The organism is Pandoraea pnomenusa (genome assembly GCF_040391475.1).
Classification (GTDB): Bacteria; Pseudomonadota; Gammaproteobacteria; order Burkholderiales; family Burkholderiaceae; genus Pandoraea; species Pandoraea pnomenusa_C.
Window position 1 is genome coordinate 40,653 of sequence record NZ_JBEBXS010000032.1, and the last position, 10,767, is coordinate 51,419.

8 protein-coding genes are annotated in these 10,767 nt (G+C 64.7%); 5 read left to right on the forward strand and 3 right to left on the reverse strand.

Annotated features, from left to right (window positions below):
• Positions 1 to 191: 191 nt before the first annotated feature.
• Both ABWO90_RS22835 and ABWO90_RS22840 read right to left on the reverse strand, forming a co-directional pair.
• Positions 192 to 1,379: an alpha-hydroxy acid oxidase gene (locus ABWO90_RS22835; protein WP_353193518.1), complete on the reverse strand. Its 1,188-nt coding sequence runs from the start codon at positions 1,377 to 1,379 to the stop codon at positions 192 to 194.
• An 89-nt stretch (positions 1,380 to 1,468) separates the two neighbouring features.
• Positions 1,469 to 1,942 (reverse strand): Lrp/AsnC family transcriptional regulator, encoded by a 474-nt coding sequence (locus ABWO90_RS22840; protein WP_353193519.1) that lies wholly within the window; start codon positions 1,940 to 1,942, stop codon positions 1,469 to 1,471.
• Between the two features lie 271 nt (positions 1,943 to 2,213).
• Here ABWO90_RS22840 and ABWO90_RS22845 point away from each other — a divergent pair, with 271 nt between their 5' ends.
• Together ABWO90_RS22845 and ABWO90_RS22850 are read left to right on the forward strand one after the other, a co-directional pair.
• Positions 2,214 to 3,299: a porin gene (locus ABWO90_RS22845; protein WP_353193520.1), complete on the forward strand. Its 1,086-nt coding sequence runs from the start codon at positions 2,214 to 2,216 to the stop codon at positions 3,297 to 3,299.
• Between the two features lie 246 nt (positions 3,300 to 3,545).
• Positions 3,546 to 5,000 (forward strand): amino acid permease, encoded by a 1,455-nt coding sequence (locus ABWO90_RS22850; RefSeq protein ID WP_353193521.1) that lies wholly within the window; start codon positions 3,546 to 3,548, stop codon positions 4,998 to 5,000.
• 122 nt (positions 5,001 to 5,122) lie between these two features.
• Here the strand turns inward: ABWO90_RS22850 and ABWO90_RS22855 are convergent, their stop codons facing one another.
• Positions 5,123 to 5,875, reverse strand: coding sequence for a CerR family C-terminal domain-containing protein (locus ABWO90_RS22855; RefSeq protein ID WP_353193522.1), 753 nt, complete (start codon positions 5,873 to 5,875; stop codon positions 5,123 to 5,125).
• Between the two features lie 102 nt (positions 5,876 to 5,977).
• Here ABWO90_RS22855 and ABWO90_RS22860 point away from each other — a divergent pair, with 102 nt between their 5' ends.
• From ABWO90_RS22860 to ABWO90_RS22870, 3 genes are read left to right on the forward strand one after another with little or no spacing between them, the layout of a single operon-like run.
• Entirely contained in the window at positions 5,978 to 7,375 is a 1,398-nt protein-coding gene (locus tag ABWO90_RS22860) for an HlyD family secretion protein (RefSeq protein WP_353193523.1), read from the forward strand.
• Positions 7,326 to 8,966 carry a DHA2 family efflux MFS transporter permease subunit gene (locus ABWO90_RS22865; RefSeq protein ID WP_502922681.1) on the forward strand — a complete coding sequence of 547 codons (1,641 nt, stop codon included), beginning with the start codon at positions 7,326 to 7,328 and terminating at the stop codon, positions 8,964 to 8,966. Before ABWO90_RS22860 ends, ABWO90_RS22865 begins: the two co-directional genes overlap by 50 nt.
• Before the next feature lie 6 nt (positions 8,967 to 8,972).
• Entirely contained in the window at positions 8,973 to 10,529 is a 1,557-nt protein-coding gene (locus ABWO90_RS22870) for an efflux transporter outer membrane subunit (protein WP_353193524.1), read from the forward strand.
• Positions 10,530 to 10,767 lie beyond the last annotated feature (238 nt).

The window sequence follows — 10,767 nt, forward strand, 5'->3', positions numbered from 1 at the left end:
TGCGCATCGGTCACAACATATCTGTTGTCATCACCCCTCGCGTCGCCGCCATGCCGCCGAATCAACTCGTGACATCATCGCCGCCCGGACGCTGCTTCGGGAGGGGCGCGGCGGTTTATCGGAAAGCCCCTATGCAAACAAAAAAGCCGCAGCATCATGGCTGCGGCTTTTTTTGTCGGCTGCGACGCTTGTCAGCGGTCGCCCGGCTCGGGAAGGTACGGACCGATGCCCGTCGGATAGCTCCCGGGAATCAGCATCGACGGATCGAGACGGTCGATGGTGGTGCGCCCGGTCAGCGCCATCGTCACGTCCATCTCCTTCGCGATCACTTCCAGCGCCCGGCGCACCCCGGCCTCGCCCATCGCCCCCAGCCCGTACAGGAACGGGCGGCCGATCATCGTCCCCTTTGCCCCCAGCGCCATCGCCTTGATCACGTCCTGCCCCGAGCGAATGCCGCCGTCGAGCCACACTTCGGTGTCGCGGCCCACCGCCGCCACGATGTCGGGTAGCGCGCGAATGGTCGAAATCGCACCATCGAGCTGACGGCCGCCGTGATTGCTCACCACGATCGCGTCGGCGCCCGTATCGCGCGCCGCACGGGCATCTTCCGGATCGAGCACGCCCTTGAGCACCAGCTTGCCGCCCCAGCGCTTCTTGATCCACTCGACGTCGTCCCACGACAGACACGGATCGAACTGCGCGGCCGACCAGGTCGCGAGCGAGCCGATGTCGTCCACGCCCCTGGCATGCCCGACGATGTTGCCGAACGTGCGACGTCGCGTGCCCAGCATGCCCATGCACCAGCGCGGCTTGGTCATCATGTTGGCAATGTTCGGCAGCGTGAGCTTCGGCGGCGCCGACAGGCCGTTCTTGATGTCCCGATGACGCTGGCCACTGATCTGCAAGTCCATCGTCACCATCAATGCCGAACACCCCGCCGCCTTGGCACGGTCGATGAGCCGTTCGATGAAGTCGCGATCCCGCATCACGTACAACTGAAACCAGAACGGCGCCTTGGTGTGCGCCGTCACATCCTCGATCGAGCAGATCGACACGGTCGAGAGCGTGAACGGCACACCGAACGCCTCCGCCGCGCGGGCCGCAAGGATCTCGCCGTCGGCGTGCTGCATGCCGGTCATGCCCGTGGGCGCCAGCGCGACCGGCATGGCCACCGGCTGGCCCAGCATCGTGGTGCGCGTGCTCCGATGCTCGATGTTGACCGCAACGCGTTGACGGAACGCGATGTCCGCGAAATCGGCCGCGTTGGCGCGATAGGTGGATTCCGTCCAGGAGCCCGAATCGACGTATTCGTAGAACATGCGCGGCACGCGCCGCTGTGCGAGAACCCGCAGGTCCTCGATGGTGGTAATGACTGCCATGCTGCGTCTCTTTCCCTATTCTTTCGCACTGGGAATTCCCGGCTGCGAATTGAGAACTGTTGTAAATTAGTTAATATGTTCTAGATTTTTTATTTCTGTTTGACGAGGTCCACCAGCGACTGGGCGTTCTTGATCGTCTTTAACACGATGTTCGACTGGATCGACATGACAGCCGGGGCCCGGTATAGCTCATTGACGATGAAGTCGGAGTAATGCGCGAGGTTACGCGCTCTTACCGTCAGAATGTAGTTGGCGGAGCCGGTCACGATCCGGGCGGTCACGACCTCCGGCCAGTTCTGCACGCAGGCGAGAAACTTCTCGTGCCACTGTTCGACGTCCGGACGCAGCGTGATCTGCACTAGCGCTTCGAACTCCAGCCCGATATGCTGTGCGTCCACGATGCAGCGGTATCCGGAAATCACCCCGCGATCCTCCAGCAACTTGACCCGGCGCAGGCATGCCGACGGCGACAAGCCGACGGCGTCGGCCAGCTCCTGGTTGGAGATGCGGCCATTGAGTTCGAGATGGCGGAGGATGCGCAGATCGGCAAGGTCGAGGTTCATTGGCAGAATCCGTCAAGTTTTCCCGGATTCTGGCAGATCCTTCGAACGACCGCCAGTTCCCCGCCAGAAATAACAACCAAATTCGGTTTTTGCGTTGCTATGATAGCTCTCGCCCTTGGGCCGGGCTGGATGAGGCATTCCGGCGTTTGGGCGATGTTCTGCATATTGCCGTTGTCGTGACTGGAAAGAATCCGCGAGGCCTACATCGGAGGGCACCGCGGATCGTTTTATATAAGCTCTAAGACGTCTACAAGACAAGAAAAGGAGACCCATGAAGTCTGCAATTCCGGCCAGCCTGGCCATTCTTTCGGCCGCGTGCGGCCTCGCCTTCAGCACCACTGCCGCAGCGCAAAGCGTCACCCTGTACGGGATCGTCGACCAGAGCGTGCGTTACCAGACCAACGCCAACGCCAATAACGACGCCTCGTGGCAAGTCGCCAACGGCGCCGTGACCAACAGCCGCTTCGGCTTCAAGGGTACGGAAGACCTCGGCGGCGGCACGAAGGCGATCTTCCAGCTGGAATCGGGCATCAATCCGCAGAACGGCACGCTCGCCAACGGCCCGCGCCTGTTCGACCGCTATGCGTTCGTCGGCCTGCAGAACCAGTACGGCACGATCAAGATCGGCCGTCAGGCGACCGAGGCGTTCAACGTCTACGGCGACTTCGACCCGCTCACCATCGGCAACTACGCGAACAACTCGTGGATGTACAACATCACGCGCGGTCGTGTGGATAACGCCGTGAGCTACGCCGGTACGTTCGGCGGCCTGTCGGTCGGCGCCACCTACGGCTTCGGCAACACCGCCGGCACGATGGCCGCCAGCAACTACTGGGGCGCACGCGCCGCTTACGCGATGGGCCCGTTCCAGGTCGCCGGCGTGTATCAGCAAGCGCGTGACGCTGCCAAGCGTGTGCAACAGATGTGGGGCCTGGGCGGTATCTACAGCGTCTCCATCGCCAAGGTGTTCGTCGGTTACATGGGCGGTCGCGACCGCAGCGGCTGGCTCGACGGCACGCTCAACGACCCGGCACACACCGTCACCACCGGCGACCTGGTCAACAACCCGCGCAAGGACATGACGTTCTATCTCGGCACGACCATCCAGGCCATGCCGAACCTCGCGATCACGGGCGCCGCGTATTTCGACGACATCAAGAATATCAACGCCCAGGCGGGCGATGCCGGTTCGGGCCGTCGTTACACGTACGTGCTGCTCGCCGAGTACGCGCTGTCCAAGCGCACGCAGGTCTACGGCACGGTCGATTACAACAAGGTCAGCGGCGCCGCACGCGTCGAACTGCCGGGTAACTCGACCCAAGTGGGCGTGGCAACGGGTATTCGCCACATCTTCTGATCCGGCGGCGCGACTCGCTCGCGCCTTCCCGGTTTCGCCCGCAGCGGTTCATCCCGTAGCAATGCATCAATCGGCAGGTTCGTATGACCCGCCCCGGCTCCGGCCGGGGTGGCGGGGCTCGCTCGCGCTCGCGTGCTTGTCGTGGCCGTCACGGCACGCACGCCATGCGCCAACGGGCAATGACAAGCAATGCTGTACTCAAGCGGGTGCCGTATGCGTTGCACGGCGGCGCCCAAGAGGTGTGTCATGACGCGTTCCCCCCAGTCTTCCTCCAGTCAACCTCGCGATTTCTCGCACATCACGCGGCGCGAACAGGGGCTGCGACGCTCGCTCACGGCGAGTCAGATGGCGATGATCGCCATTGGCGGTGCCATCGGCACGGGCCTCTTCCTCGGCAGCGGGTTCGCCATCGGCTTTGCCGGACCCAGCGTGCTCATCTCGTACGCCATCGGTGCGCTCATCGCCCTCATGCTCATGGGCTGCCTCGCCGAGATGACGGTCGCGCACCCGACATCCGGTTCGTTCGGCGCCTACGCCGAGCATTACATCGGCCCGTGGGCCGGCTTCCTGGTGCGCTACGCGTACTGGTCGTGCATCGTGCTCGCGGTCGGCACCGAAGTGAGCGCCATCGCCGTCTACATGAAGTACTGGTTCCCGCAGGTACCCGGCTGGTACTGGGTCGCGGGCTTCTCGGCGGCACTCGTATTCGTGAACGCCATGTCGGTCAACCTGTTCGGTGCGATCGAATACGGCTTCTCGCTCATCAAGATCACTGCCATCGTCGTGTTCATTCTGATTGGGGCGTATGTGGTGTTCATCGCCCCGGGCTCGGTCGCGGGCGGCAGCCACACACCGGCCGGATTCGCGAATTACACCGCGCACGGCGGGTTCTTCCCGAAGGGCCTGTGGGGCATGTGGGTCGCCGTCATCATCTCGATCTTCAGCTACCTGTCCATCGAAATGATCGCCGTGGCAGCGGGGGAAGCCGAGAATCCGGAGCGTGCCGTCACGCGGGCGTTCCGCTCGACGGTCGTTCGCCTCGTGCTGTTCTATCTGCTCACGCTCGCGCTCATGCTCGCCATCGTGCCGTGGACGGCCGCCGGTCACGACGAAAGCCCATTCGTGAAGGTGATGCAAGCGATCAGCATTCCTGGCGCGGCAGGCGTCATCAACTTCGTGGTGCTCATCGCCGCGCTCTCGTCGATGAACAGCCAGCTCTATATCACCACGCGCATGATGTTCTCGCTCTCGCGCGCCGGCTACGCGCCGGCGCGCTTCGGCGAGGTGAACCGCCGCGGCGTGCCGCTTGCCGCGCTGCTGCTCTCGACGGTGGGCATCGCACTCGCCACGCTGGTGAATTTCCTGTACCCGGAGTCGTCGTTCACGTTCATGATGGCGATCTCGATGTTCGGCGCCATGCTCACGTGGATGATGATCTTCGTGACGCACTTCTTTTTCCGTCGCGCATGGCGACGCGAGCGTCATCCGCCACTGGCGTTCCGCATGTGGGGTTTCCCGTGGCTGACGCTGCTCGGCGCCGGTCTCATGGCCGCCATCATGCTGACCACGCTTTTCACCGACGTGTTCCGCATGACGCTGATTTTCGGCGTACCGTTCGTCGCGGCCGTGCTGCTGGTTTACTTCCTCTGGTATCGCAAGCGCGATGGCGAGACGCAGCAGCGAACCGCCGCGCAGTCGTGATCGACGGATGAAGTCCCTGCTGTAAGTGGCCTGCTTTCAGGCAGACGCTCGGGCTGTCGGATCGGCAACAAAAAAGGGGCGCCCACCGGCGCCCCTTCTTTCATGCTTTCCTCACAAACGCACTATCGCCCGGCCGCCTTGCGCTGCCGGACCGTGCGTTCGAGCAGATATCGCGTCTGGTCGAGCACGGCTTCGCGCACCATCCGGTTGCGCTCGGGGTTCGGCTCGCTGTTCCAGCCCATCGAGCTGTCGACCGAGCGTCGCATCACGCGAAACGCCATGCCCAGCGTGCTGATGCATACGGCGCGAACGCGCATGGCCTCGTCGTCTTCGGGCACGCCGGCCAGACGCGTCACGATCCCCGCGCCGACCGCGGCCAGGCGACTCGAGAAGCGCTCGTGGAACACCTTGAAGCCCGCCTCCGGCCCCAGTCCCGCCTGCTCGCGCGCCATGAACATGTGCCAGCCTTCGACTTCAGGGACTTCCTCCAGGAAGCCGGACTTGCGGTTCTGCAACTCCAGGAAGGCATCGATCAGTTGCCTGTCAGTCGAATCCGGGTTGGCCAACACCCGTTCGGCGGCTTCGATGGCCTCGCCCATCTGGCCCATCACCAGTCCCACCATGTACTCGATGCACGCCTTGTACACCCCTTCCTTGTTATCGAAGTAGTACTGGAGGGCGGGGGCATTCACCCCCGCTTCCGTGGCGATGTCGCGCGTGGACGCGCCCGCGAAACCGTATTCCCCAAAACACTTGATCGCCGCGAGGATGATGCGCGCACGCGTTTCCTCACCACGTTGGTATCCCGTGTCGACCGCGTGTCGCGGGCGCACGGCGGCACCTTGTGCACGCCCCGCGCGTGATGTCCCTGTCATGTCGCTCCTTGCTTGCCAAAACTTTCGTCAAAAATATAACACTTGACATAAATCGATCAACTGGAATAATTCTGCCAACTGGAATAATTTAAGGAAATTCCCATGACCACCGCAGCACAGGTCAAACCGGCAGAATCCGCGCCCGCCGTCGTGCGCGAGGCTGACAGCCCGGCGGGCAAGGCCCACGGCGCCAACGAAACGTCGCAGGCGTCCGGCCCGGCGCCGGCCAAGCCCGGCAATCCGCGTCGCAAGAAAATCCTGCTCGGCGCGCTGGCGCTCGGTGTGATTGCCGGCCTCGGCTGGGGCGCGCAGTGGTGGTTCGTCGGGCGTTTCATCGAATCGACCGACGACGCCTATTTGCAGGCCGACAGCATGACCGTCGCGCCCAAGGTGGGGGGCTACGTCACCGAAGTGTTGGTGGGCGACAACGAAACCGTGAGCGTCGGTCAGCCGCTGGTGCGACTCGACGCACGCCAGTATCAGGCTGCGTTCGACGAAGCGCAGGCGACCGTCGTGGCCCGCGAGGCCGACGTGGCTCGCGCGCAAGCCGAACTCTCGCAGCACGCCGCCACGATCGCGCAGGCGCGCGCCGAACTCGACAGCGCGCGCGCCAACGCCGTGTACTCGGCTGGACAGGTCAAGCGCTACGCGCCGCTCGTCGCCACCGGCGCGGAGACGGACGAACGTCTGGCCGAGCTGCGCAATGCGAGCACACGTGCCGACGCCACGGTCAAGAGCAACGAGGCCAGCGTGCAAGCCACCGAGCGTCAGACGGATACGCTCACCGCCGCACTGGCGCAGGCCAAAGCGCAGTTGACGGTCGCCCAGGCGAGCGCACGCAAGGCTGAGCTCGACCTGGCGGATACGGTGGTCAAGAGCACACTGGCCGGACGCGTCGGCGACCGCGCCGTGCGCGTCGGCCAGTTCGCACAACCGGGCACGCGCCTGCTCACGGTCGTGCCGGTGCAGAACGTTTATCTGACGGCGAACTTCAAGGAAACGCAGGTGGGGCATATGCGTCCCGGCCAGCCGGTGACAGTGCATGTCGACGCCCTGCCCGGCGAGCCGATTCATGGCGTGGTCGATTCGCTCTCGCCAGGCACCGGCGCACAGTTCGCGCTGCTGCCCGCACAGAACGCCACGGGCAACTTCACGAAGATCGTGCAACGGGTGCCCGTGCGCATTCGACTCGATGTGCCGGCGTCTGCACGTGCCGCGCTGTTGCCCGGATTGTCGGTGACGGCAGATGTCGATACGCATCGCCGTGCGCAAAGCGCCCCGGCAAAGCAGGCGGGGCCGGTGGCGGGCAATGCCATCGTGTCGTCGACGGAAGCGGCGTCGACGGAAGCGGCGCCCACGAAAGCGCCGGCCACGGAAGCCGCGCCGACAAACGTCTCGCTCAGCGCACCGCTGAATTCCGGCATCGGGCCTGCGGTCGGCCTGCCGTCCAATGCAAGCCCCGCGCCGTCTTCGCCGGGTAACGGAGTCAAGCGTGGCTAAGGTCGCGCACGTCGGTTCGGCAAGTGTCGCAACGACCGTTCCCGCGCAGCCACGCAACGCGTCGGCAGCCGACTGGGTGGCCGTCGCCGCCGGGGCGCTCGGCGCGCTGCTGGCCACGCTCGACATCTCGATCACCAACTCGGCGTTGCCGCAGATTCAGGGACAGATCGGCGCTTCCGGCACCGAGGGCACCTGGATCTCGACCGGCTACCTGATGTCGGAAATCGTCATGATCCCGTTGGCCGCGTGGCTCACGCGCGTGCTCGGGTTGCGACGCTTCCTGATGCTCAACGCCGTCTTCTTCACCATCTTCTCGATGATGTGCGGCGCGTCGAGCAGCCTCACGGAAATGATCGTCGGACGCATCGGACAAGGCTTCGCCGGTGGCGCGATGATTCCGACGGCGCAGATGATCATCCGCACGCGCCTGCCGCGGCACCAGATGCCGGTGGGCATGGCGATGTTCGGCCTGATCGTGTTGCTCGGCCCGCTGCTCGGGCCGGTGGTCGGCGGCTGGCTGACGGAAAACGCGAACTGGCGCTGGTGCTTTTTCCTGAACCTGCCGATCTCGGCGGCCATCGTCACGCTGCTCATGCTCGGCCTGAAGCGTGAACCGACCAACCTGCAAGCGTTCTTCAAGGCGGACTGGCTCGGCATTGTCGGACTCACCATCGGCCTGAGTTCGCTCACGGTCGTGCTCGAGGAAGGCCAGCGCGAACGCTGGTTCGACTCGCACATGATCATCTGGCTGACCGCGCTCTCGGTGCTGGGCATCGGCATGATGCTCGTGGCGCAGTTCACGGCCGAGAAGCCCATCGTCAAGCTCTCGCTGCTCGGCAACAAGAACTATGCGAGCGTGATCTACATCGTCTTTACCGTGGGCGCCGGGCTGTATGGCGTGTCGTATCTGCTGCCGCAGTTCCTGGCGACGATCGCGGGCTACAACGCACAGCAGTCGGGCAACATCATGCTGCTTTCGGGGCTGCCGGCGTTCCTGATGATGCCGTTCCTGCCCCGGCTCATCAGCCGCGTGGACATTCGCCTGCTCGTCATTCTCGGTCTGCTCTGCTTCTTCGCGAGTTGCATGCTCGACATCGATCTGACGGCACAGAGCGTGGGTCATGACTTCACGCTGTCGCAACTGCTGCGCGGCGTCGGTCAGATGCTCGCGATGATGCCGCTCAATCAGGCGTCGATGGCCGCAGTTGCAGCCGAGGACGCGGGCGACGCCGCCGGGCTCTACAACATGGCCCGCAATCTGGGCGGGTCGGTCGGGCTGGCGCTGCTCGGCACGCTCATCGACCGCCGCACCGACTATCACGACGCGATGCTGCGCGAGACGATCACGGCGAACAGCGCGCTGGGGCAGGAGCATCTGGCGGCCAACGCGGCAGGCTTCTTCGCGCAGTCGGGCGACATGGTGCATGCGCAATTGCAGGCGACCGCGCAACTCGCCGCCGAGATCGCGCGGCAAGCCAGCGTGATGACGTTTTCCGAGACCTTCTACGCATTGGGGATCGCGCTGCTGCTGTGCGTGCCGCTGGCCCTGATGCTCAAGCAACCGACCGGCTTCAGCTCTGGCGGGCATTGAACGAACATGACGCTTCCTATCCGAACACTGGCTGTCGCGGCAGCCCTTCTCGTCACCGGCTGCACGGTCGGTCCCGACTATCACGGCGCGCCCGAGGTCGCAGGCGACGCACTGCGCACGGGCGCCACATTCGCCCACGCCGGCGAGGGCGTACAGGCACACACGCCAGGCGTCGCACGCTGGTGGACCGCGCTCGACGATGCGCAACTCACCGCGCTCATCGACGACGCCATCGCCCATAGTCCGGACATTCGCGCCGCACAGGCGAAGGTGCGTCAGTCGCGAGCGAGTCTTCGCAGTCATCAGGCCGATCTGCTGCCGAAGGCCGGGGTCGATCTCACGATGGTGCGCACGCGCTCGCCCGATCTGAGTTTGCTCGGCGGTGACAGTGGCGGCGGCGGGCGTGGGCCGCTCGACCTTTACCTCGCCGGCTTCGACGCCAGTTGGGAGGTCGATCTGTTCGGCGGCACGCGTCGCGCCGTGGAGGCCGCGAGTGCCGACGCCGACGCTGCGTCGGAAGACCTCGCGGATGCACACGTCCAGCTCGCCGCTGAAGTGGCGCAGACGTATGTCGCGCTGCGCGATCAGCAGGCACGGCTCGCACTCGTGCGTGACTCGGCACAGCTCGAAGGGGAGATGCTCGAACTCACGCGGCAACGACGCGCGGGTGGCGTGGCATCGGAACTCGACGTCGAACGGCTCGTCACGCAAGTCGAGCAAACGCAATCGCGCGTGCTGCCGCTCGAAGCCGACGTCATCGAGTCGCTCGATCAGTTGGCTCTGCTCACAGGCCGCGCACCGGGGGCGCTCGACGACACGTTGAAGGCGTCCAAGGCATTGCCGAACGTGCCCGCGACAGTGGCCATCGGCGATCCGTCTGCGCTGTTGCAGGCGCGTCCGGATATCCGCGCAGCCGAACGGCACCTTGCGTCGCAGAACGCGCAGATCGGCGTGCAGACCGCCAACTGGTTTCCGAAGCTCTCGATCATGGGCGAGCTTGGGTATTCGGCGTTCGACCCGGGGCATCTGGTGCGCAAGGAAAACTTCAGTTGGATGACGATGCCGCGCCTGCAGTGGAATGTGCTCGACTTCGGTCGGGTGCAGGCGGGCGTGGATGGCGCAAAAGCCGGGCGCGATCAGGCAGAAGCGAAGTATGAAAGTGTGGTGCTCGGTGCGTTGCGCGATGCCGATGTGGCGCTCGCGCGGTATGGGCATCAGCGAGAGAACGTCTACCGGTTACGCAGCGTGGAAGCGTCGGCGACCCGGGCGGCGACACTCACCCGTCAGCGCTATCGTGCCGGGACTGCCAGTACGCTGGACTGGCTCGATGCGGAACGCACACGATTCTCGGCCGAGCAGGATCGCATCGCCGGCGACGCACAACTGCTGAAGTCGTTCGTCACGCTGCAAAAAGCGCTGGGACTGGGATGGCAAGTGGGGCCGGAAACCGGCGGAGGGACGTCGGGGAAAACGGCCGGGAACGCGAATGCCGCCAATGCCACGAACGGCAGCGCCACGGCGACCGTCAAGGGCGTCCGCGAGGCATCGTCGAGCCGGGGATAGCGCCACACAGGCTTCGGGGGAAGGACAGGCTGCACCGATCCCTCGGCGCCCTTCCCCGCGTATGCCTGACGCAAACCATCGGCTCTCACGGCACACACCGCACTCAGGGCAGGTGCAAAAGGGCACGCACAAACGAAAAACGCTCCAGAAGCTTTCGCCTCTGGAGCGTTTTTGCCAACTGAGTTGGCGCGGCTGGCAGGATTCGAACCCACGACCCCTTGGTTCGTAGCCAAGTACT

Bases quoted from the DNA above. Each gene is read 5' to 3' on its own strand.
- ABWO90_RS22845 (WP_353193520.1), top strand. From the start codon at position 2,214: ATGAAGTCTGCAATTCCGGCCAGCCTGGCCATTCTTTCGGCCGCGTGC.
- ABWO90_RS22865 (WP_502922681.1), top strand. From the start codon at position 7,326: ATGCAAGCCCCGCGCCGTCTTCGCCGGGTAACGGAGTCAAGCGTGGCT.
- ABWO90_RS22860 (WP_353193523.1), top strand. From the start codon at position 5,978: ATGACCACCGCAGCACAGGTCAAACCGGCAGAATCCGCGCCCGCCGTC.
- ABWO90_RS22835 (WP_353193518.1), bottom strand. From the start codon at position 1,379: ATGGCAGTCATTACCACCATCGAGGACCTGCGGGTTCTCGCACAGCGG.
- ABWO90_RS22850 (WP_353193521.1), top strand. From the start codon at position 3,546: ATGACGCGTTCCCCCCAGTCTTCCTCCAGTCAACCTCGCGATTTCTCG.
- ABWO90_RS22855 (WP_353193522.1), bottom strand. From the start codon at position 5,875: ATGACAGGGACATCACGCGCGGGGCGTGCACAAGGTGCCGCCGTGCGC.
- ABWO90_RS22870 (WP_353193524.1), top strand. From the start codon at position 8,973: ATGACGCTTCCTATCCGAACACTGGCTGTCGCGGCAGCCCTTCTCGTC.
- ABWO90_RS22840 (WP_353193519.1), bottom strand. From the start codon at position 1,942: ATGAACCTCGACCTTGCCGATCTGCGCATCCTCCGCCATCTCGAACTC.